At 35.9% G+C, this 20,946-nt stretch carries 22 protein-coding genes; 7 read left to right on the top strand and 15 right to left on the bottom strand.

Translation table 11 applies throughout. From position 1 onward, the window contains the following. Nucleotides 1-89: 89 nt before the first annotated feature. Nucleotides 90-779: a class I SAM-dependent methyltransferase gene (locus ACFOW1_RS00500; RefSeq protein ID WP_379011447.1), complete on the bottom strand. Its 690-nt coding sequence runs from the start codon at nucleotides 777-779 to the stop codon at nucleotides 90-92. Nucleotides 780-832: 53 nt separating this feature from the next. Further along, nucleotides 833-1,849, bottom strand: coding sequence for a sugar kinase (locus tag ACFOW1_RS00495; protein ID WP_379011446.1), 1,017 nt, complete (start codon nucleotides 1,847-1,849; stop codon nucleotides 833-835). Between the two features lie 275 nt (nucleotides 1,850-2,124). Here ACFOW1_RS00495 and ACFOW1_RS00490 point away from each other — a divergent pair, with 275 nt between their 5' ends. Together ACFOW1_RS00490 and ACFOW1_RS00485 are read left to right on the top strand one after the other, a co-directional pair. After that, the gene (locus ACFOW1_RS00490) at nucleotides 2,125-2,937 is read left to right on the top strand and encodes a 2,3,4,5-tetrahydropyridine-2,6-dicarboxylate N-succinyltransferase (RefSeq protein ID WP_379011444.1); all 813 of its coding nucleotides are present in this window, start codon (nucleotides 2,125-2,127) and stop codon (nucleotides 2,935-2,937) included. Nucleotides 2,938-3,192: 255 nt separating this feature from the next. Continuing rightward, nucleotides 3,193-4,113 (top strand): DMT family transporter, encoded by a 921-nt coding sequence (locus tag ACFOW1_RS00485; RefSeq protein WP_379011443.1) that lies wholly within the window; start codon nucleotides 3,193-3,195, stop codon nucleotides 4,111-4,113. A gap of 49 nt (nucleotides 4,114-4,162) precedes the next feature. Here the strand turns inward: ACFOW1_RS00485 and ACFOW1_RS00480 are convergent, their stop codons facing one another. The 4 genes from ACFOW1_RS00480 to ACFOW1_RS00465 all read right to left on the bottom strand — a co-directional run bounded on the left by ACFOW1_RS00480 (nucleotide 4,163) and on the right by ACFOW1_RS00465 (nucleotide 6,155). After that, complete coding sequence (locus ACFOW1_RS00480) at nucleotides 4,163-4,525, bottom strand: CCC motif membrane protein (RefSeq protein WP_379011441.1); 363 nt, start codon at nucleotides 4,523-4,525, stop codon at nucleotides 4,163-4,165. Continuing rightward, nucleotides 4,525-4,875, bottom strand: coding sequence for a DUF2752 domain-containing protein (locus tag ACFOW1_RS00475; RefSeq protein WP_379011440.1), 351 nt, complete (start codon nucleotides 4,873-4,875; stop codon nucleotides 4,525-4,527). The genes ACFOW1_RS00480 and ACFOW1_RS00475 overlap by 1 nt, the downstream gene beginning before the upstream one ends. Before the next feature lie 85 nt (nucleotides 4,876-4,960). After that, nucleotides 4,961-5,527 carry a peptide-methionine (S)-S-oxide reductase MsrA gene (gene msrA / locus ACFOW1_RS00470; RefSeq protein ID WP_379011438.1) on the bottom strand — a complete coding sequence of 189 codons (567 nt, stop codon included), beginning with the start codon at nucleotides 5,525-5,527 and terminating at the stop codon, nucleotides 4,961-4,963. A 58-nt stretch (nucleotides 5,528-5,585) separates the two neighbouring features. After that, nucleotides 5,586-6,155, bottom strand: a complete 570-nt coding sequence (locus tag ACFOW1_RS00465) for a DUF3347 domain-containing protein (protein ID WP_379011437.1) — start codon at nucleotides 6,153-6,155, stop codon at nucleotides 5,586-5,588. A gap of 79 nt (nucleotides 6,156-6,234) precedes the next feature. On the opposite strand from ACFOW1_RS00465, the gene abc-f reads away from it, so the two are divergent. Continuing rightward, complete coding sequence (abc-f, locus tag ACFOW1_RS00460) at nucleotides 6,235-8,190, top strand: ribosomal protection-like ABC-F family protein (RefSeq protein WP_379011436.1); 1,956 nt, start codon at nucleotides 6,235-6,237, stop codon at nucleotides 8,188-8,190. A gap of 35 nt (nucleotides 8,191-8,225) precedes the next feature. Continuing rightward, nucleotides 8,226-9,401 carry a S1 family peptidase gene (locus ACFOW1_RS00455; RefSeq protein WP_379011434.1) on the top strand — a complete coding sequence of 392 codons (1,176 nt, stop codon included), beginning with the start codon at nucleotides 8,226-8,228 and terminating at the stop codon, nucleotides 9,399-9,401. An 8-nt stretch (nucleotides 9,402-9,409) separates the two neighbouring features. On the opposite strand, the gene ACFOW1_RS00450 is transcribed toward ACFOW1_RS00455, so the two are convergent. Beyond that, nucleotides 9,410-10,402 (bottom strand): hypothetical protein, encoded by a 993-nt coding sequence (locus ACFOW1_RS00450; RefSeq protein WP_379011433.1) that lies wholly within the window; start codon nucleotides 10,400-10,402, stop codon nucleotides 9,410-9,412. A 132-nt stretch (nucleotides 10,403-10,534) separates the two neighbouring features. Here ACFOW1_RS00450 and ACFOW1_RS00445 point away from each other — a divergent pair, with 132 nt between their 5' ends. Next, a complete protein-coding gene (locus ACFOW1_RS00445) occupies nucleotides 10,535-11,224 on the top strand; it encodes a TIGR04283 family arsenosugar biosynthesis glycosyltransferase (RefSeq protein WP_379011432.1) in 690 nt (229 codons plus the stop codon). 55 nt (nucleotides 11,225-11,279) lie between these two features. After that, entirely contained in the window at nucleotides 11,280-12,335 is a 1,056-nt protein-coding gene (locus tag ACFOW1_RS00440) for a VOC family protein (protein WP_379011431.1), read from the top strand. A 3-nt stretch (nucleotides 12,336-12,338) separates the two neighbouring features. Here the strand turns inward: ACFOW1_RS00440 and ACFOW1_RS00435 are convergent, their stop codons facing one another. The 5 genes from ACFOW1_RS00435 to ACFOW1_RS00415 form a co-directional block, all read right to left on the bottom strand. After that, the gene (locus tag ACFOW1_RS00435; RefSeq protein ID WP_379011430.1) at nucleotides 12,339-12,938 is read right to left on the bottom strand and encodes a TIGR04282 family arsenosugar biosynthesis glycosyltransferase; all 600 of its coding nucleotides are present in this window, start codon (nucleotides 12,936-12,938) and stop codon (nucleotides 12,339-12,341) included. A gap of 3 nt (nucleotides 12,939-12,941) precedes the next feature. Next, nucleotides 12,942-13,961 carry an arsenosugar biosynthesis arsenite methyltransferase ArsM gene (gene arsM / locus ACFOW1_RS00430; protein ID WP_379011428.1) on the bottom strand — a complete coding sequence of 340 codons (1,020 nt, stop codon included), beginning with the start codon at nucleotides 13,959-13,961 and terminating at the stop codon, nucleotides 12,942-12,944. 39 nt (nucleotides 13,962-14,000) lie between these two features. Beyond that, nucleotides 14,001-15,062, bottom strand: coding sequence for an arsenosugar biosynthesis radical SAM (seleno)protein ArsS (gene arsS, locus ACFOW1_RS00425; RefSeq protein WP_379011427.1), 1,062 nt, complete (start codon nucleotides 15,060-15,062; stop codon nucleotides 14,001-14,003). 92 nt (nucleotides 15,063-15,154) lie between these two features. After that, nucleotides 15,155-15,490, bottom strand: a complete 336-nt coding sequence (locus ACFOW1_RS00420; RefSeq protein ID WP_379011426.1) for an arsenosugar biosynthesis-associated peroxidase-like protein — start codon at nucleotides 15,488-15,490, stop codon at nucleotides 15,155-15,157. A gap of 7 nt (nucleotides 15,491-15,497) precedes the next feature. Next, nucleotides 15,498-16,757, bottom strand: coding sequence for a DUF547 domain-containing protein (locus ACFOW1_RS00415; RefSeq protein ID WP_379011425.1), 1,260 nt, complete (start codon nucleotides 16,755-16,757; stop codon nucleotides 15,498-15,500). 118 nt (nucleotides 16,758-16,875) lie between these two features. Here ACFOW1_RS00415 and ACFOW1_RS00410 point away from each other — a divergent pair, with 118 nt between their 5' ends. Beyond that, entirely contained in the window at nucleotides 16,876-17,697 is an 822-nt protein-coding gene (locus ACFOW1_RS00410) for a purine-nucleoside phosphorylase (RefSeq protein ID WP_379011424.1), read from the top strand. Nucleotides 17,698-17,735: 38 nt separating this feature from the next. On the opposite strand, the gene ACFOW1_RS00405 is transcribed toward ACFOW1_RS00410, so the two are convergent. The 3 genes from ACFOW1_RS00405 to ACFOW1_RS00395 form a co-directional block, all read right to left on the bottom strand. Then, nucleotides 17,736-18,791, bottom strand: coding sequence for a formimidoylglutamase (locus ACFOW1_RS00405; protein WP_379011423.1), 1,056 nt, complete (start codon nucleotides 18,789-18,791; stop codon nucleotides 17,736-17,738). 163 nt (nucleotides 18,792-18,954) lie between these two features. Further along, nucleotides 18,955-19,782 (bottom strand): CHRD domain-containing protein, encoded by an 828-nt coding sequence (locus ACFOW1_RS00400; protein WP_379011420.1) that lies wholly within the window; start codon nucleotides 19,780-19,782, stop codon nucleotides 18,955-18,957. Nucleotides 19,783-19,835: 53 nt separating this feature from the next. Next, complete coding sequence (locus ACFOW1_RS00395) at nucleotides 19,836-20,663, bottom strand: CHRD domain-containing protein (RefSeq protein WP_379011419.1); 828 nt, start codon at nucleotides 20,661-20,663, stop codon at nucleotides 19,836-19,838. Nucleotides 20,664-20,946: the final 283 nt, after the last annotated feature.

The raw sequence follows: 20,946 nt of genomic DNA, 5'->3' as shown, positions 1-20,946 counted from the left end.
CATCCTTATTTATAACCATTAATATGCCAAAAACAAAAAAGCGACCAGTAGAAACCGCTCGCTTTTTCAATATATTTGGTTGTATAATTTTACAATAACGTTAAGCGCACCAAATACTGCGCATTTTCATCTTCCATTAAAAACTCTGTTTTAAACCCTGCATCGTAAGCAATATGTTGTAAAGTGGCTTGGTCTACATATAGCCATGTAAACCAGTCAGTTTTTAATTTTTTATACTGGTATTGATAATCGATTTCGCCAAAATAATTACCCGATAATCCAACAGTGCCATCGTATAAATAAGACACATCAGAAGAATCGAATAATATTTGTCCTCCAGGCTGTAACAGTTGTTTTACATGTTGTAAAAAGCTTTGTAATCCACTCAAATTAGCCGTAAGCCCAATACCATTCATCAGCAGCAACAAGGTATCGAAGCGCTGTTTATTAAACGTAAAAACATCTTGATTATAAACTGTTGCAACGCCTCTATTTTTCATCACTTCACAAGCCAATGGTGAAATTTCTAGGGCTGCTACATCTTTATTTTTTTCTTGCAACCACAATACATGGCTACCTGCACCTGCACCAATATCTAAAATTTTACCTTTACATAACTGTAAAGCCATTAATTCAATTTTAGTCATTTTGGCTGCATCTCTAAAATACACTTCAACCGGCATTTCTTCTCTAGCCCAATATTTATTATTAATCCAAAGCTTTTTAGGCTCTGTTTGATAATAAAAATCTGCAATCGCTTGCCCTAAAACATCTATCATAGCTTGTGTTATTTGCAATGCGCAAGGTAATAGTTATTCAGTTGCCCTATACTTTACACACTTTCTACCACTTTTGAAACGGTTAATTCATCTTGCCCTGTGGCATCGCCAAATTCTTGCAACTTACCAAAAGCCGCTGCTGTAGCATACTCGATAATATCTTGAGGTGCGTGTTGGTTGTATAAGCCGTAAATCAGGCCAGCCATAAAACAATCACCACTGCCAGACCTATCTACCACACCTTTAGTCGTAAATTCAGCCGAGTTGAATTGTTTGCCTTCGGTAAATAAGCTCGTATAATAGAGCAGATGATTAGCAGCACCGTCAAATCGAAAGGTATTAGCTACAGTATGACATTTGGGATAACGTTTGATAATTTCTTCTGAGGTGAATTTTGAATGGTCAAGGTAAGCCTGCTTTGTTTTTTTATCGTGAATATGCTCATCTACAGGAATACCCAATAAAGTATTAGCACTCCAAATATTACCCATAATTACATCGCAATAAGGCACCAATTCTGTCATAACATCTATTGGCTGCTTACCATATTTCCACAATCTTGAGCGATAGTTTAAATCTACTGAAATAGTAATGCCCTTCTGCGAAGCGGCATCCAAAGCTTCTTTACATACATCTACTAAGTTTTGGTTTAATGCAGGTGTAATGGCAGAAAAATTAAACCAAGATACGTCATGCAGCACTCTGTCCCAATCAACCGTACCAGTGGTTAATTCAGAAAAAGCTGAACGGTCTCTATCGTATACCATTTGGCCTTTTAAATCGGCACCACGTTCTAAATAATACAAGCCTACTCTATCGCCTTGCAGCAAAATAGATGACGTATAAATGCCTTTATATTCTAGGTAATGCAACATGTGCTTACTCATAAAATTATCTGGCAATACGGTAAAATATTTCACAGGAACATCCCAGCCAGCAAGGGCTGTAGCCACATTGGCTTCGGCACCGCCTACATATACTAGCATCGACTGTTTATCAGTTTGCTCTTTTGGTGCTGGCGAAATTCGCAACAATAATTCGCCAAACGATAGTACTTTCTTCTTGCGCATAGCATCACAATTTTGACAACAAGATAAGCAGATAGTTTTGAGTAAATGGTACATTAGTCCATCATAATTCATGGTATCGTTTGCGCTTTTTGTTTCACCACATAAGCATATAGACACAATAGAAGTTACTAAAGCCGAGACATCAATAAACTATCAAAACCTAAAACTAAGAACATAAAACTATGTGCCTTCGTGCCTATGTGGTAAATTTTCTAAAACTCTAAACTTCAAACTCTAAACTGCTATCTCCCTACTTTTGCAAAAATTTTACAACAATGGAATTGCAAAAATTAATATTAGAAGCATGGAGTAACCGGGAGCTTTTGAAAGACCCAATTTATACCGAAGCTGTGAGAGCAGTAATTGAAGAAGTAGATAAAGGTAGATTACGTACCGCTTCGCCTACTGATAATGGTTGGCAAGTAAATGAATGGGTAAAACAAGCCATTCTAATGTATTTTGGTATTCAGCAGATGAAAACCTATGCGTTAGAACCATTTGAATTTTACGATAAAATGTTGTTGAAAAAAGACTATGCTAGCCTTGGTGTTCGTGCGGTACCGCATGCTGTGGCGCGTTATGGCGCTTACCTAGCGAAAAACGTAGTTTTAATGCCGAGTTATGTAAATATTGGCGCATATGTAGATGAGGGTTCGATGGTGGATACTTGGGCTACTGTAGGTAGTTGCGCACAAATAGGCAAAGGTGTGCATTTAAGTGGTGGCGTAGGTATTGGTGGCGTGCTTGAACCTTTACAAGCAAGCCCTGTTATTGTAGAAGATGGTTGTTTTATCGGTAGCCGTTGTATTGTGGTAGAAGGGGTAATTGTAGAGAAAGAAGCGGTTCTTGGCGCTAATGTGGTATTAACGCAATCAACCAAAATTATTGACGTAAGCGGTAGCGAACCAGTAGAAATGAAAGGTCGTGTGCCTGCACGCAGTGTGGTTATTCCTGGTACTTATAACAAACAATTTCCTGCGGGCGAATTTGGGGTAGGTTGTGCGTTAATTATTGGTCAACGTAAACCAAGCACCGATTTAAAAACAAGTTTAAACGACGCATTAAGAGATTTTAATGTGAGTGTATAAAAATAATTGTGAATGATTAAATTGAGGTAATGATTCTTGAAGCTAGTTTCAATATTTTGTTACCAGCTTTGGAACTACTATTTAGCTTCTGTTGTGTCACTCACTTGTACGTTCATAACATTATCGGGCTTTTATTGAAGCGTAATACAAATCCTTGAAGGTTTTGCAAAACAAATCTTCAAGGATTTTTTGTAATAATAAAAATCCAAAAAAACTTCCAACCCGATAGCTATCGGGCCCTAGTACAAACATATTATGGCGCAACCAATTTCATACAATATCACCATTAAAGGATTCATCATTGCCCTTACTGGTGCCATTTTATTTTCTACCAAAGCTATTTTTGTAAAGCTTGCTTTTGCTAGTACCAAAGTAGACGCTATTACTTTACTGAGTTTACGCATGCTATTTTCTTTGCCTTTTTACCTTGGTATTGCATGGTTTGCCTCTAAAAAAGAAGGTGCACAAACCATTACCACTAAGCAATGGTTTTATATTGCCGCCATGGGACTTTTAGGTTATTATGTAAGTAGTTTATTTGATTTTATTGGTCTACAATTTATTTCAGCAGGTTTAGAGCGTCTAATACTATTCCTCTACCCTACCTTCTCGGTACTAATTAATACTTATTTCTTTAGAAGCAAACTCAACCGTATACAAATCATTGCATTATTACTTACTTACGTTGGAATTGGGATTGCTTACTACGGCGAGCTACGTGTAGACACAACCAATCCTAACTTTTTCTACGGTAGTTTCATGGTGTTTTTATGTGCTGTTACGTATGCAGTATATTTAGTAGGTACTGGCAAATTGGTACAAAAAGTAGGTGCAACACGCTATACCGCTTATGCCATGTTATTTGCAACTTTGGGCGTATTTACGCATTATCTTACAACTAAAACTTTTTCAGCATTTCACTTCACGCCTACACTTATTGGTTATGGTTTAGCATTGGCTATTATTGCCACCGTCATCCCTTCATTTATGATTTCTAATGCCATGAAACGTATTGGCAGCAATAATGTGTCTATTGTTACAAGTATTGGTCCCGTAAGTACCGTATTACAAGCCCATTTTATTTTACACGAATATATATTTACCGAGCAAATTATAGGGACCATCATTGTTATTGCTGGTGTAATTTTAATAGGCTGGAAAAGAGATACGGTATAAAAAAAAGCCACAACAAAAGTTGTAGCTTTTTATTTACAATGCAACTATTTTACTTGCCAAATGCATGTCTAATTGCCTCAGGATTTGATAAACCTGCAACGCCTACCAATGCAATCAAAACAGCAATAAATATAATATATAATATAGATACTGATAAGCCAATAATAGCACATACTCTACCAGCTTTAGCGTTTTTAAGTGACGCTTCTGTATAGAGTTCTGGACTAGCTACATACAAATTATTGTCCTTGCCGTACAATACCAATGCGATAATACTTAAAATAAGCCCGCCTCCGTAGCAGCAAGCGAGTACAATGCCTAAAATACCCAGCACTAATACAGCAGTTGCATTAGGCAAAGGTCTTTGCACTTGAAAATTCTGAAATTGGGTTTGTTGTTCATGCGTTTCCATTAGCAGTAAATTTTGTGGTTGATGATTTTATAAATATAGAACGTCAAGATAATACCTGCTATTAACATGAACAAATATTTTATAACAACTGCCCCAAAACGAAACTGAAATTTAATATGCAAGGCTGTAAACAACATTAAAACAACAATCGGTGTGATTGCTGGATATAATTGCCAACTTTTGGCAAAATCTCCTTCGAGCAAAGCAAAAAAACCACGCTGAAAACCACAACCGGGGCATTCTATATGCAGCAGTTTTTTGGAAGGGCATGTTAACATAAAGCCCTTAAGCCATTGAATAATATCATGGTATGTTAGCAGTAGCATAGGTATTTTTAACCACATAGACATATTGGCACAGTAGAAAATTCTCGTAACATAAAAAGCACAAAACCAGCATTAACTTTTTAACTATTGTGCCTATTTGATGCTTTAATTATAAATATTCAGGCTTCATTTTATCTTTAAAATATTTTTCAAGCTTTTCAACCTTTGGCCTAGCTACAAAGTAGCAATAGCTTTGATTTTGGTGATTATTGTAATAATCTTGATGATAAGCTTCCGCTGGGTAAAAATTAATAAATGGCTCAATCGTGGTAACAATTGGCTTGTCAAATATACCAGCTTTATCAAGCTCGGTTTTGTATTGCTCTGCCTTTAATTTTTGCGTTTCGCTGTGATAATAAATCACACTTCTGTACTGTGGCCCTACATCATTACCTTGTCTATTTAACGTCGTTGGGTCATGTGTTTTCCAAAATATTTCTAGCAAATCTTCGTAGCGCACTTTGGTATTGTCAAACGTAATTCTAATCAGCTCTGCATGACCAGTTTGTTTATCGCATACTTGCTCATAAGTTGGGTTTACAACATGACCACCACCATAGCCACTTAACACACTTACTACACCTGCTACACGCTGAAACACAGCTTCCACACACCAAAAACAACCCGCACCAAAATCTGCAATTTCTAGGTTGTTGTCATTACTTATATCGTTCATACTATTTGTTTTATACCCAATTAAGACGCAGGTTTACAATAAATCTTACATCTAAAAGTTATTTACCAATACTATCCGTTACTTCACCGCAAGTCAACATTTTTTTTGGTAAATATGGATTTTCAATTTCTGACGATTTGCTTAGCCAATTAGCGCCTTTTTCACCAAAAGCCATTGGGCAATGGTCTTGATATACTTTTTGATTATCGTATTGCACGGTTCTGGCAAGGTCAAAAAGTTTATCACTTAATATTTGAAAATGTTGCCTTTTAATGTCCAATGTCGTTGGCTTTTCGGAATTAATTCCGTTCGCTTCTTTGGATATATCTATTACAAAAGATTTTGCTGTACCAATAACGCTAGTATCTGCTTTTAGTTCTTTTAGGTTTAAGCTGTCTACATCAGCTATTATGGCTTTTGCGTAAGTAGTAATGGCACTGTCTTTTTCGCTAATAAAATTGTCTTTCAGTTGAAAATAATCATCCATCAACTTATCAAACTGTGAGTTAAATGCTGCACTGTTTTTGCTTTGTACCAGTGGTGCTTGCTTTACTTCCTGAGCGGGTTTATCGTTACCACCACATGCTGCTAAGCTTACTATCAATGCTAATCCCAATATTTTTTTCATATTTTATGGTTTATCGCTCAAAAGTAAAGTAAAAAAACGCTCACTGTCAATTACCTTCGCCGTTCAAAATTTTTTGTGCATGTTATTAGGTTTGCAGAATGTAACGTTCGAGTTTGGTGCTAGAGTGATTGTTGAAGACGCTACTTGGCATATTCAACCAGGGGATAGAATTGGCTTAATTGGCTACAATGGTACAGGAAAATCTACGCTTTTAAAGGTTTTGGTTGGTCAATATTTGCCATCAAAAGGCACGGTAGAAAAAGGGCGTAACACCAGCATCGGCTATTTACACCAAGACTTATTGAGTTTTGATACCAACGATTCTATTTTGGAAGTAGCCATGGGCGCATTTGAACGCGTACGTGAGCTAGAAAAAGAAATTGAAGCTTTAGGCAAATTATTAGAAGAAAAAGAAGACGAAAAATTATTGATGGATTATACCGATAAGCTTCACGAAATGGATGTATTGGATGGCTACAACATTCAATACAAAACCGAAGAAGTTTTGCACGGTTTAGGCTTCACGAACGAGCAAATAAACAAGCCTTACAAAGAATTTAGTGGAGGCTGGCGCATGCGGGTATTGCTTGCAAAAATGATATTGCAGCAGCCTGATGTTTTACTACTCGATGAGCCTACCAACCACTTAGATTTACCATCAATTGAGTGGCTTGAAAAATACTTATTGCATTATCAAGGTAGCGTAGTAATTGTGAGTCACGATAAATATTTTCTTAACCGCATGGTGAATAAGATTGTAGAAATTTATCAACAAGAACTACATATATATTCAGGAAATTACGAATACTATGAAACTGAAAAAGCTATTCGCATAGATATGCAGCAGAAGGCTTACGAAAATCAGCAAGATTATATTCGCCAGCAAGAGCGATTTGTAGAGCGTTTTAAAGCAAAAGCGAGTAAAGCTGCTGCTGCACAAAGTATTGTAAAACGCCTAGACAAGATAGAACGTATTGAAAACGTAACCTTAGAAAGACCTAATATTAAGATTAACTTTCAGGTAGATAAACAGCCGGGCAAAGTAATTGTAACCTTAAAAGATGTTAACAAGCAATTTGGTGACAATGTGATTGTAAGAGATGCTGTTGCCGAAATTGAACGCGGCGATAAAATTGCTTTAATTGGCGCAAATGGTAAAGGTAAAAGTACCGTGTTACGCATTATTGCAGACGCTGAAACTTTTGAAGGTGAACGTGTTTGGGGCCACAATGTACAAAGTAGTTTTTATGCACAGCACCAACTTGAAGCCTTGAACTTAAACAACACTATTTTAGAAGAGATGAGTGAGTGTAGAAGTGGCAAAACGGAGCTAGAACTGCGAAGTTTATTGGGTTGTTTTTTATTTAGTGGCGATGATGCTGACAAAAAAATTAAACTGCTAAGTGGTGGCGAAAAAGCTCGTGTGGCACTAGCAAAAGTGATTGTAAGCAAAAGCAATTTTATGATGCTGGATGAGCCTACTAACCACTTAGATATGCATAGCGTAGAATTGTTAGCTGAAGCTTTAAACAAATATGAAGGCAGCTTAATATTGGTAAGTCACGACCGCTTTTTTGTATCGCAAACGGCCAATAAAATTTGGGAAATAATTGACCATGAGATTAAAGAATTTAAGGGCGGATATACTGAATATTTAGAGTGGAAAGAACGCATGGCAAAGCAAGCAAGAGAAGAAGGTAGAAAGCAACAAGAGCCTAAAGCGAAGGCTCAGGAAACAGCTATAAAACTTCAAGATACCAAAAACAAGCCCCAAGAAAAGCAGCGTTTCGATAACACAGAACTTAAAAATCTGCAAAAGAAATTTCAAAAAGTGGAAGCTGGCTTAGAAGATTTAAAAAAACAAAAAACAGCTGTAGAGGCAGAACTTGGCAACCCTGATATTTATAAAAATGCCACCAAATTTGCTGAAACAGAAAAGAATTATAAAGCCATACAAACGCAACTAGCACAAGCAGAAACCGAATACGAGCAATTGTTTGAGAAGATTATGGAAATAGAAAGTGCTATGGCTTAGTGATAAAAATAACACCAAATAAGCAAAGTACAATAATGAAACAGCTTTTCTTTGTAGTAATAGCATTACTAGTATTAAGTAGTTGCAAAGATGATGAGCCAATAAAATTACCTGACTTATCGCCTCAACAATTGTTTGAAAAATTTAGAACAAATGTTGTATTAATTAAAAACAAAAGTTATTTCAAGATTACATTCGAAGATAATACAGTTGGTTACTTTACTTCAATTTATGAAGGTGAAAATATCGACTTCACATTAGATGAGACGGAAGCAAAAAAGTATGCTCATGAAAATTCTGGAACGGGATTTTTTATTGGTAACGATGGTATTATAGCAACCAATATGCATGTTGTTGTTCCATCTGAAAGTATGATTTCCAAAATAAACTTTCATCAATCAATCATCGAATCACTACAACAAACAAGAGATTTCGCTTTTAATCATTTGGATTATTGTGTAACACTACTAAAGAAAACTCACCCAGAAGACAGTGCTTACTTAAAATCTAGCATTCCCGCTACCGTGCTATACGCCATGTCTAGTAACAAAGAAGATATAGATGAAGATGATTATAGGAAACCTAATGATACATCTTTAAATTATCTTCATCACCAGATTGATTCTCTAGTTAAACAAAAAGAAAAGCTAGAAACATTGTCGAGTCAAAAGTTTAAGATTGAGGTCGTTACGGCTGAATTGTCGATACAAATAGATGCTTCAAGCAATAATTTCAATACCATACCTTGCCATTTGTATTCTTTAAGCCAAGATAAGAATATTGATCTTGCACTTATTCAAACAAATACCCAAACGAAGCCAACAGGAGTAAAAGAAGGTATCAATTTATCACCCAAACAAAATAATGGAGGTTTAGGCAATACTATTGGTATAAAAGATACTTTAAAAGTAACTACGCCGCTTTATTTAATTGGCTACAATTATGGTGATGAAATTGCTAAAACGGCTGACGGCATAAAAGTTCAATTGACAAAAGGAGAAGTAATACAAGAAAACGATCCTATAAGAGTCTTATATTCAATACCAACCCTACCAGGTAGCAGTGGCAGCCCAGTATTTAACAAAAAGGGACAAATCGTAGCCATCAATTATTGTGGGTATAATCAAAAAGAAAACTTCAATTATGGCATTATGTCTTGGCATTTAAAAAATCTAATTAATGCCAAGCCTAAATTATTAATTGAAGAATAATCATACAGTCAATAAGCAAACTCAAGCATTATAGCATATTGCTTTTTGTAGCCATAATCTGTTAACATTGGTTCGGGTGATGCCACTAAACTGAGTAATATCGTTTTACGTTTGTAGTTTTCTAAGTCTTTTACTTGTACAAAAGCCCATCGTTTAAACACAGGACCTTCACTTGGGCAAGGTACGCTGTAAAACACATAATCGCTACCAAGGCTTGTGCGAATATTAGATAAATACACATCAAATTCTGTACGAACGGTGAAGTAATCATCAAAATCTGGCTTTTGATAAGAAATAAAAATAGTGTCGTTGATAACCCTTTTCCCAAGGCATTTAAATGGTGGAATTGTTAAAGGACAAGTAGTTACATCCCGAGTTTGTAAAGCCGTTAAATTACTGCGTAAAATATTTACCATATTAAAGCTGCCGACGGGTTCGTTCTTAAAAATGCGATAGTAAAACTGTGGCTTACCGTTGTAAATCTGTAATAAAATTCTAAACTTACCATTGTGCAATAAGCGAATAATTTGCAATGCAATATTGAAATGATAAAAACCTCTATTGGTGCAGTAGGCTATTTTTTCAAGTCTTACAACAGTGCCATTGGTATCTAAGTGATAGTCTTTTAAAAAAGAGCGATTTTCAAAAGCTGTACTTAGGTTTTTTTCGAGCAAATCGTAAGCAGCAAAAGCTTCTTGCATTTGTTCATAATCGCCAAAATAATATTCAGCATAAATGGTACTATCAGTCACTATTCTACCATAAGTGCTACCTGCAATAGCTATCGATGTTTTAAAAGTATTTGAGGCTAAATGAATCGTATCTCTTTGATTGATTTGCTTACCCTTTATGTGCTTAAAATCATCCCCTGCGTCGTTCAGTACTTTTAAAAAAGTACTCGTAAACGCATTAGTTTTCTTAGGAATTTCAATAGTAAAACCTTGGGCAAAAGCGTGGCATAACCAACTAGAAAAAAATAAAATTAGCCCATATTTTTTCATGTGATAATATCTAATACTTTTATGCAGCATAAAACTAACAAAACAAATCGAAGCATTTATTTTAATCGTGTATCTTGATGGCACAATCTATCTATTAGAATATCTTTCTACTATTATATTATTTTTGCATTTATGATTAGTATAATTATTCCTACTTATAACGAAGCTGATACAATAGCAGTATTATTGCAATATCTACAAGAGCAGCGTAAGCAAGCACCAACAGAAATAATAGTAGTAGATGGTGGTAGCCAAGATACTACGGTGGCTATTGCCCAATCGGAGGGTGCTATTTCAGTAATATCGCCAGAAAAAGGGAGAGCCGCTCAAATGAATTATGGTGCTACATTAGCCAAAGGCAATATTTTATATTTTGTACATGCAGATACATTTCCGCCACCAACATTTATAGACGATATTAACGATGCAATTGCATCTGGCGTTGGTTTTGGTAGATATAGAACACAATTTGACAGCGATAAAATAATTTTAAAATTAAATGCATTTTTTACACGTTTCGATTTATTTGTGTGCTATGGCGGCGATCAAACTTTGTTTATGAATAAAACGCTCTTTCATTCAATTGGCGGGTTTAACAGTACCATGCGAATCATGGAAGATTACGATATTGTTATGCGAGCCAAACAAAAAGCCAAGTATAAAATCATTCAAAAAAACGCCTTAATTTCTGCCAGAAAATACGCTACAAATTCATGGTTCAAAGTACAATTTGCCAATTATACTATTGTAAAAATGTTTAAAAATGGAGCCACACAACAGCAAATGACAGAAAAATATAAAGCATTATTGGCCTATAGATAAAATAACAAACCGATAGCAGCATTATTACGTACTTTTTAAACACAACATTGCACCTATGTATGATATAATAACTGGTATTCAACAAGTAGGTATTGGTGTTTCTGATGCGCATGAAGCGAAATTGCTCTACAAGCAGTTATTTGGGATGGACGTCTTGATATTTGATGACAAGGCACCAGCCAGTTTAATGACGCAATATACTGGTAGTGAAATTCATGAAAGACGAGCTATTTTATCACTTAACATGAGCGGTGGTGGTGGCTTTGAAATTTGGCAATTTTTAAGCAGAACACCTTCCAAAATAGCATCTACCCCAACTCTTGGCGACCTAGGCATTTTTGCTGTGAAAATTAAGAGTAGTAATATAAAAAAAGCATATGATTATTTTAGTCAGTTAGTTTCAGTAAATGTTTCGGAATTGTTTGACAGCCCCGATGATAGACAACATTTTTGGTTGACAGATCCTTATGGCAATTGCTTTAACATTGTAGAAGGCGACGAATGGTTTAAACAAAATAATACCATTTGTGGTGGCGTTGTAGGTGCAGTTATTGGTGTGAGTAATATGGATAAAGCGTTACACTTTTACCAAGAAGTATTAGGTATAAAAGAAATTATTTACAGCGGTACAGCGCCAATGATAGATGTGCCACACAACCAAAACAAAGGGCAAGTTTTTAAACGTGTTTTATTGAAAAAATCATTTGCCAATAAAGGCGCTTTCAGCAAATTATTGGGCTCGGTACAAATAGAATTAATTGAAATAAAAGACAGCGAACCGAAAAAAATTTATGCAAATAGATATTGGGGGGATTGCGGTTTTATACATTTATGCTTTGATGTACTACATATGGATAAATTGAAAACCTTATCACAACAATGTGGTTACCCATTTACAGTTGATAGTGCCAATTCTTTCTCAATGGGTAACTCAGCAGGCAGATTTTGTTATGTAGAAGATCCAGATGGTACGCTAATAGAGCTAGTAGAAACCCATAAAGTACCGATTTATAAAAAGCTTGGTTTGTACTTAGATATTACTAAACGCAAGCAGGATAAACCTTTGCCCAATTGGATGATTAACCTTTTAGCTTTGAGTAAAGTAAAATAGCTGCTAAATAAATTGCTTCAATTCCACAGGTAAACTTGCTTCATCATCCACATCATTTAAAGTTGGTAATAATTCAAATTTAAGTTTCAAATTTTTAAGAACTTGCACTGTAGCAGGTAATACATTACTAGAACTCCATGGCATGTTATCAAATAATTGTACTGTTAACTGTTTCATCCCAAGAAGGTAATAACCCCCATCATAGCAAGGCCCAATTACGACATTAGAAATTAGTAATTTATCAAAAGCCTCGAGCATCATCTCTTGGGATAATTCGTAACAGTCGCTGCCAATAATTACGACTTTATCATAACCAAAGCCCAATACTAATTCAAAGGCATTTTTCATGCGTTCACCTAAGTCTACACCTTGCTGCAACTGCTTGTTGTACACTGTATTTGGCCATAAGTCAGCTTCATTTATAAAATCGCCATAAAATACAAATTTATCTGCTGCTAGCTGTTGTGTTATAGACAGCGTATGCTGCAATAATTGCTTGTATACAATTACTGCAGCCCGGTTACCTATTGTTTTGGCAAGTCTAGTTTTCACCTGACTTTCAATAGGGTTTTTTACAAATATGATGAGTGCATGTTTGCTCATAATTTAACAACAACCACCTCCATCGTAAAAGAAACTAGAACCAGAAATAAAAATATCTTCTCTACCCAAGGCGGCTAAAGCACCACCTGTTTTATCACAAACTGCAAGTGGTTGATTAGGCATCAAAACGTGACCTTTATTATCATCAAAGCATTCGTCATCGCCAAAATAAATAGCCGTTTTGCCAGTAAATACGCAAGGTCCATCAGCAGGCATTGGATCTTTTATAGCGCAAACTTCTACACTTTCAATAAACAATAATTCATTGGTAGCATAATGTTTGGGGTCCAGAATTCTATATGGTCTTTTGGCTCTTATTTCTACCGTTCCAAAGCCACAATCGGTAATCATTTTGATATAATCCCACAAAGGCAAAGAACCGCTTAAACACAAAGCCCTCAAGCGTTCATCTTCACGCAAGGTCTCGTTAATGGGCTGTTCGCAAATAGGGTCACTCATTACCAAGCGGCCATGCGGCTTTAATACACGATACATTTCTTGTAACGCCAACTTCAACTCATCATGTTTAAAAATATTAAACAAGCAGTTTTGAGCGGCTACATCAATGCTATTATCTTCAACAGGCAGGTTCAAAGCATCGCCTTTTTTTAGGTCTACAAATTCACTTTTAAACCAAGGATTTAGAGCTTCTGCTTCTTTAAAATTATCTCTGCTTGCTTGCAACATTTCATCAACCACATCTACACCGATAACGCCATTTTTTTGACGACTGAAATACGCAAATTGCAATAGTTCCATACCTCCCCCAACACCTACATACAATACACGCGGATTTTTAACCAAATCTCTAGGATGCACCGTACTGCCGCAGCCATAATTCATTTGTTGCATACGTACAGGAATATCCAAACCAGGCAATTGCCATATAGGGGTGGTAGTGCAGCACAAACCCACTTGCGGGTTTTCGGCTGCTTCTTTGTAAACATTTTTGGTGGTTTCTAAGTAAGCGGTACTCATATTTTTTATATTATTTTTTGGGTTATCATCGGCTGTAATCCTCATCTGGCTTGTGTTGCGTCGCACACTTGTACGTTCATCTCTTTATGCAACAGAACCACCACAACTACTACCAGCACCAGCGGTACAACCATAGCAATGCTGGTTTATAACAATAGAACGCTGACTTAGGTTAGCTGCATTAAAATTTGCAATATGCTTGCTGCTACTATCTACTTTTAAATCGAGCATTTGGTTAAAATCGCAGTCGTATATAAAACCATCCCAACCTATAGATAGCGTGTTACGGCACATCACATTTTTGGCAGCACTTGGATTAAAAGCGGCCGTTAATTTTTCCATATACTTTTCGTAATTACCTGTTTGTAACAAGTAATCTAAGTAGCGACTTATGGGCATATTAGTAATGGCAAATAATTGATTAAACGCAATACCAAAAAGCTTCTTTAATTCTGTTTTGTATTCTTTCTGTAATGCCTCTTGCGATGGTGGCAAAAAAGCCCCTGCCGGATTATACACCAAGTTTAAAATTAACCCCGATCCTTCTACACCATAGCCCACAGCATTCAACATTTGCAAGGCTTTAATGCTGTCTTGAAAAACGCCGTCGCCACGTTGTCTATCGGTTCTATCTTGAGTGTAAGATGGTAAAGATGATACCACCTCTATTTGATGATTTTTAAAATATTCTGGTAAATCGTTGTATTTTTTATTGGCCAAAATAATGGTGAGGTTGCAACGTACAATAACATGTTTGCCCAGCTTTTTAATTTCATCAACAAACCATCTAAAATCTGGGTTCATTTCTGGAGCACCACCTGTTAAATCTACTGTTGTAAATGATGGATTTTGAGCTAAAATATCTAAGCATTGTTGCATGGTTGCTCTGGTCATAATTTCCTTTCTATCTGGTCCAGCATCTACATGACAGTGCTTGCAAACTTGGTTGCACATTTTGCCTACATTCACTTGAAAAATTTCAAGATTTGTTGCAGTTAATGGATTTAAACCAATTTGCGCCAATTGCTGCTGAAAGGGAATTAAACGAAATGCATCATCATGATTAATACCATGTTCCAAAATATCTATTTGCTCTTGTGCATTAGCCAAGATATTACCTTGCGCTTTTAAGCTTTTTGTAGCCATATTATTGTTATTGCTGATAAAAGAATCTAACCGTTGCAGTGTGATACGCAACCATTGCTCAATTGAAAAACAACTGCTGGTAACATAAAAAATTACATAGCAATTTCTTTCACTTTGTTCATCATTTGAACGCCATGTACTAAAACTGCACCACCTTTTATGGCACTTGCTACGTGTACCGCTTCCATCATTTGTGCCTCGCTATAGCCTTTCTCGTAAGCATCGCTACTATAGGCATCTATGCAATAAGGGCATTGCACGGCATGCGCCACGGCTAGCGCTATTAAGGACTTTTCTTTGGCAGACAATGCGCTGTCTTTAAATACTTCGCCATACCAACCAAAAAATTTATCGGCCATTTCTTTTTGATACGCGCCTATATTACCAAATTTTCCAAGATCTTCTGCGTTGTAATAATGATTAGACATATGGTGTTTAGTTTTTAAAGTTATTCAAATAAAGATTCCAATCGTATTTCTTAAAATGTATGGTAGGTTGTTTATCTGCTGGTACAATACCTAATTGTTTTGCCAGTCTAAGCATTTGCTTTTTGCCGCCAAAATCGTGTCTAAACCAACTCATCAATGTTGGTAGTTGCAGTGTATTATTCCTGGCATTATAGTCAGCTTCACCATTTAAATACGCTTTAGTAGCTATATCTAATTGTTCATTTATTTTTGAAGCATTATAAAAAGCAATTGGTGGGCAACTTTTAGCACCGCAGTTTAGAGCAAAATGAATGCGATAATCAAGTGTATCTACACGTAATTCTTTTTCTATTTTTGAAGGAAACCATTTGTTTAAATAACCTTCGCTCCATTTAATTTTTGAACGTCTTAATATGCCATGCTCAATAGCATCTAAACTAAATAATTTACCCGCAATTGTAATTTGCTTAGCAGAAAAAAAACTACTTCTATTTTTATAACGTTCAGGATTTTTATCGAGGAATACATGCGTAAAACCATTGTAAATATTGATCCAAAATGCTTTTTTTTCACTATCTGTTACCAAAAAATTATGTAAGCTATCAAAAGGCAATGTTTGTAAATTAGTGATTAAACTGGCCGTATTTGTACCAGTTTTAGCTGCATAAATAAATTGCTCAGATAATGCAATAATTGGGTTTATTGGCATTTTTTCTTTTACAATTGCTTGTTGTAATTGTTTAACCACAGGCTTTTGTGGCACCATAATATTTTCTGGCTGCTTTATTGCCAACAAAGAATCAATATAGTTTTCAGTTAAATTTTCTGCTTTAGTAATCGCTATAATTTTTCTTTCTTCATTTAATACTATGGTATAAGGATAAGCTGGCGGTTGAAATAATTGCGTAATGGCTTCGCCTTTATCTACAACTATCGGCAAGCTCAAGTTTTTTCTTTGTGCAATAAAGTCTTTCAATCGTTGTTCTTCTTCAATTGAAATTAAAAGAATGCTTAACTTGCCAGTATATTTTTGCTGCAACGCAGTTAAAGTTGGCAATGCCTTGATGCAAGGCACACACCAAGTACCAAAAAAATCTAGAACTACAATATTTCCGTTTATATTTTTGAGGGTTGAAAATGATTGTTTTGTATTTAGCGTTGTATTAATAGTAAATTCATTAACTAAATCTCCAATTTTATATGGCGTTTGTGATGATACCTTTAAAACAAAGGCAATCGCACATAATATGGTAACTAGCTTGTTCAATAGTGTTTTGTCTTGATGATGTTTTATCTACGATGTAATAATAAGAATAGTTTTTAAATCCGTTCAAACCAATATTTTAGCAAACGATATAATGAATTGGTAACTAAAAAAAGATTTTATGGAACACCTGCTTGAAAAAATAAAAGAAACCGCCCACTTTTTAGAATCTAATGGATTTGTGGATGCTAAAGTAGGTATAGTTTTAGGTTCAGGTCTAGGTTCATTTATTAATAAAATGGCTATAGAAACAACCATGCCTTACCACGAGATTCCTAACTTTCCTGTGGCTACAGTTGAGTTCCATAAAGGGCAATTAATAATAGGTAAAGTAGGCAATACTAAAGTAATTGCCATGCAAGGTCGGTTTCATTATTATGAAGGTTATAGTATGCAACAAATTACCTTTCCTATTCGTGTAATGAAGGCGTTAGGGATTGATTATTTATTATTAAGCAATGCCGCTGGCGGTATGAATTTGGCTTATAAAAAAGGCGATTTGGTACTATTGGATGACCACATTAATATGCTCCCAGAAAATCCTTTACGTGGCTTAAACGACCCTGCTTTTGGAAATCGCTTTGTTGATATGTGTCAACCTTATAGTAATTATTTGAATAATCTATTAATAAATACAGCAGCATCCTTAAACGTAACACTGCAAAAGGGTGTATATGTAAGCGTAATGGGGCCGAATTTAGAAACCCGCGGCGAATACAGATATTTAAAAAACTGTGGCGCCGATATGGTTGGCATGAGCACAGTACCAGAGGTAATTGTGGCCAATCATGTTGGGCTCACTTGTGCAGCCGTAAGTGTAATTACAGATGAGTGTAATCCCGATGATTTACAGCCCGTGAATATTGCAGAAATTATTGCCGTTGCAGGTAAAGCAGATGAAAAGTTGAGTGCTATTTTTGAAGCAACCATCCAACAATTATAAAACATTACCAACAATCATTTTCATTTCAAATACCAATTTTAGTATACTTGTTGCATTCCTTTTATAAAGTCACTTACTAGATAACTAATTAATTTACCAGTACTTGCATCGTTTCTACCATTCATTAAATTAGTTGCGCCTTCGCAAATGTGCAGGTAAGCGGGTTGCGTATCTAGCACGATATAGTTTACATATTGCCTTGCCTGAATAGCGGAAACTCCCACTGGTGACATATCGCAACTTAACGTGTTGGCAATGCAATCGAGGTCTAATTCTATACCACATAAGGTATCATCGGTAAATTCTGTGGCATCTTTTAAGGCTTGTGTAAAATCTCTTTTCTCATGTATAAAAATATCTTCAAATGTGATGCAATCAATAAATGGATTGTTTACCATATCCATCCACACGTTTTGTTGCAAATAGTTTTCGTGTAGGCCAATAGCAAAGTATTTTTCAAGATAGCCATCTTCTTCTGCATATCTAAAGGCATTACCACTGTGGCGGCCTTCCATCGGTCTGTAATCGGCATGCGCATCTAAGTTAATAGCATTAATTTGTGCAAATGGAATCACACCGCTTTTGTGCCAACCCTTTGCTGCACCTTTAATACATGGATAAGCATTATTGTGGCCACCGCCTATGACTACAGGCAATTTTCTGTTTTGGGTAATAATATGTACCAATTGCTCTACCTCATCATCAATCATATTGACCGCGTGGCGATACGCATCTACTTTTTCATCAAAACTTTGTGCTGATGCTTCGATTAATTCTGCCACAGCACTAAAATCGAAATGGCCGAGTAATATGATTTCTTCACCACCTAAAAAATCGTTGCTTTGGCAGTTTAAAAAAGCATCTAAAAAACTTTGCCAAGCAGTATCGGCGCCGCCAATACCTTGATTAGCTCGCACACCTATATCTTCAGGTACACCAATTATTACGTAGCGCGCCAATGTATTTTGAAGGCTTTCCTCTAGGTCTTTAGGATTACGAATAATCTGTAAACGCTCACCCAACTTAGTTTCAAATCGACGAATTTTGGTATGGCTCAAAACGTCTTCCTTCGTATAAATCTTCAAATGTTGCATGGCGCTCTTCGTTTAGACAATGAAAGTAAAACTTCTGAGCGGATGAATGTTTATTTTATTTCTTTTTCTTTTTTACCAAACGCAAAAAGGATTCCCACAGTGACATACCAACAAAAAGCGGCTACCTAAAAAATATGAGATAGCCGCTTTTCAGTTTTGATAATTATCTTATTTGTCCTCTTACTATGCCACCTGGATGCATTTTACTATGTGCATTAGCATAAATAGCATCCGCTTTTAATGATGTAAAAAGTGCTGGGTCTGTTATTGGAATAATTTTTACAGTACCAAATTCTGCATTACTACCATAAACTGGTACAATTACTGGTCCACTCACGCCTACTGCACCTTTGTGAATATGCGCTGCAACCAGAGTATCACCAGCTTCTAAATTGGTAATAACATATTTAGTGTATAATTTTTGAGAAGTCGTCAATCTAAAAGTAGCGAGTCCGATTGCAGAAGTTGTTACAGGAGTTGATTCATTAGCACCACTTAAAGCTACATCAGCCGCCATTTCAATATTTGTATTTAGCTGACCCCTAAATAAACCTGAAGGCACTTGGATGGAGTGTGCATGAAAATAGATTTCATTTGTATCATCTTTCAAACTGTCTACTAATGTCTGCCTTAAATTGGTAGTTGTACCTACACCAATGCCACCATTAAAAACAGCATCAATGTCCAATATTTCCGGACCAGTGGTTATAGCATCCCCAGCATGTAAGTGTGCAGCAGCTATTATGTCGCCAGAAGCCAAATTATTAATATTAATCGTGTATTTAAGAGAATTATCTGACATTAACATAAACGAAGCCGTACCAGTTTCACTTCTTCCAAGAGGTGCGGGATTTTCATTTTTTGCAGAAAGCATTACTGTCCATTGTTTTACAATAATAGCTGGCGGTGTTGAATTATTTTTAGTACAACCAACAAGAACAGTGACGCACAAAATGCCTAAAATTGCGGCTGTGGAAAGACTTATTTTCATGATAATTTTTTTATATTCAAATAAGATTAGCGAGAAAAAGTCGCTGAGAAACATTATCGAATTTGTCCTCTTATGATGCCGCCAGGATGCATTATACTATGTGCATTGGCGTAAATCGCATCAGTTTTTAGCGATGCAAAAAGCGCTGGGTCTGTTATAGGAATAATTTTTACTGTTCCAAATTCTGCATTACTACCATAAATAGGCAAAATAACTGGACCGTTGGTACCCCAAGCACCCTTGTGGATATGTGCTGCAGTTAGAGTATCGCCTGATTCTAAATTAGTAATCACATATTTAGTATACAATTTTTGAGAAGTCGTTAATCTAAATGTGGCAAGTCCAATAGCAGAAGTTGTTACAGGGTTTGCCTCATTAGCGCCATTTAAAGCCACATCAGCCGCCATTTCAATATTTGTATTTAACTGACCCCTTATTAAACCAGAACCTACTTGCGATGTATGCGCATTAAAATAGATTTCATTCATATCATTTTTTAAACTGTCTACAAGTGTGCTTCTAAGATTAGTGGTAGTACCTGTACCTACTCCGCCAGAAAAAACTGGTGCAAGTGGTAAAATCACTGGACCACTTGTAATAGCATCGCCAGCATGTAAGTGTGCAGCCACAAACATATCACCTGAAGCCAAGTTGTTAACAGTAATTGTATAAACTAAGGAATTATCAGACATCAGCATAAATGAAGCTGTACCTGTTTCATTTCTACCAGCTGGCGCTGGGTTTTCATTTTTTGCAGATAATGAGACTGTCCACTGTTTAACAATGGTAGGCGCAGTGACAGCATCGTTTTTTTTGCAAGATAAAAAAATAGTAGTGCAACATGTACACAACAAGATTAGAGAGAAAACATTCTTTTTCATAATACTTTTATTTTGTTGTGTAAACGTGAGTCAAAAAAAAACGGTTGCTACAGTTTATGTAAAACGATAAATTCAGCAGTTTTGGTTACACAAAATGCCAGTAAAAGCAGTTTTACTGCGCTCATGTAAACATTATGGAGGCTTTCAAGAATAAAAATAACACTTGGTACTTTATCAAATGGCTTCAGAGTAGTTAATATAATTGGAAAATACTTTAAATTAATGACTAATAATTTAACAAAAATTAGTATAAAAGCAAAATAAGACGTATTATTACAATTCA

Source organism: Parasediminibacterium paludis (genome assembly GCF_042651445.1).
Classification (GTDB): Bacteria; Bacteroidota; Bacteroidia; order Chitinophagales; family Chitinophagaceae; genus Parasediminibacterium; species Parasediminibacterium paludis.
The sequence above is the reverse complement of the archived record's forward strand: the minus strand, read 5'-3'. Positions and strand labels throughout refer to the sequence as shown.

What these genes read in the sequence shown, in the direction of transcription:
- arsS (WP_379011427.1), bottom strand. Translation starts at nt 15,062, where the DNA reads ATGGCTACAAAAAGCTTAAAAGCGCAAGGTAATATCTTGGCTAATGCA.
- ACFOW1_RS00480 (WP_379011441.1), bottom strand. Translation starts at nt 4,525, where the DNA reads ATGGAAACGCATGAACAACAAACCCAATTTCAGAATTTTCAAGTGCAA.
- ACFOW1_RS00435 (WP_379011430.1), bottom strand. Translation starts at nt 12,938, where the DNA reads ATGAGCAAACATGCACTCATCATATTTGTAAAAAACCCTATTGAAAGT.
- ACFOW1_RS00495 (WP_379011446.1), bottom strand. Translation starts at nt 1,849, where the DNA reads ATGCGCAAGAAGAAAGTACTATCGTTTGGCGAATTATTGTTGCGAATT.
- ACFOW1_RS00465 (WP_379011437.1), bottom strand. Translation starts at nt 6,155, where the DNA reads ATGAAAAAAATATTGGGATTAGCATTGATAGTAAGCTTAGCAGCATGT.
- ACFOW1_RS00420 (WP_379011426.1), bottom strand. Translation starts at nt 15,490, where the DNA reads ATGTCTAATCATTATTACAACGCAGAAGATCTTGGAAAATTTGGTAAT.
- ACFOW1_RS00405 (WP_379011423.1), bottom strand. Translation starts at nt 18,791, where the DNA reads ATGCAACATTTGAAGATTTATACGAAGGAAGACGTTTTGAGCCATACC.
- ACFOW1_RS00500 (WP_379011447.1), bottom strand. Translation starts at nt 779, where the DNA reads ATGATAGATGTTTTAGGGCAAGCGATTGCAGATTTTTATTATCAAACA.
- ACFOW1_RS00455 (WP_379011434.1), top strand. Translation starts at nt 8,226, where the DNA reads ATGAAACAGCTTTTCTTTGTAGTAATAGCATTACTAGTATTAAGTAGT.
- ACFOW1_RS00395 (WP_379011419.1), bottom strand. Translation starts at nt 20,663, where the DNA reads ATGAAAAAGAATGTTTTCTCTCTAATCTTGTTGTGTACATGTTGCACT.
- arsM (WP_379011428.1), bottom strand. Translation starts at nt 13,961, where the DNA reads ATGAGGATTACAGCCGATGATAACCCAAAAAATAATATAAAAAATATG.
- ACFOW1_RS00490 (WP_379011444.1), top strand. Translation starts at nt 2,125, where the DNA reads ATGGAATTGCAAAAATTAATATTAGAAGCATGGAGTAACCGGGAGCTT.
- ACFOW1_RS00445 (WP_379011432.1), top strand. Translation starts at nt 10,535, where the DNA reads ATGATTAGTATAATTATTCCTACTTATAACGAAGCTGATACAATAGCA.
- msrA (WP_379011438.1), bottom strand. Translation starts at nt 5,527, where the DNA reads ATGAACGATATAAGTAATGACAACAACCTAGAAATTGCAGATTTTGGT.
- ACFOW1_RS00485 (WP_379011443.1), top strand. Translation starts at nt 3,193, where the DNA reads ATGGCGCAACCAATTTCATACAATATCACCATTAAAGGATTCATCATT.
- ACFOW1_RS00440 (WP_379011431.1), top strand. Translation starts at nt 11,280, where the DNA reads ATGTATGATATAATAACTGGTATTCAACAAGTAGGTATTGGTGTTTCT.
- ACFOW1_RS00450 (WP_379011433.1), bottom strand. Translation starts at nt 10,402, where the DNA reads ATGAAAAAATATGGGCTAATTTTATTTTTTTCTAGTTGGTTATGCCAC.
- ACFOW1_RS00410 (WP_379011424.1), top strand. Translation starts at nt 16,876, where the DNA reads ATGGAACACCTGCTTGAAAAAATAAAAGAAACCGCCCACTTTTTAGAA.
- abc-f (WP_379011436.1), top strand. Translation starts at nt 6,235, where the DNA reads ATGTTATTAGGTTTGCAGAATGTAACGTTCGAGTTTGGTGCTAGAGTG.
- ACFOW1_RS00400 (WP_379011420.1), bottom strand. Translation starts at nt 19,782, where the DNA reads ATGAAAATAAGTCTTTCCACAGCCGCAATTTTAGGCATTTTGTGCGTC.
- ACFOW1_RS00475 (WP_379011440.1), bottom strand. Translation starts at nt 4,875, where the DNA reads ATGTCTATGTGGTTAAAAATACCTATGCTACTGCTAACATACCATGAT.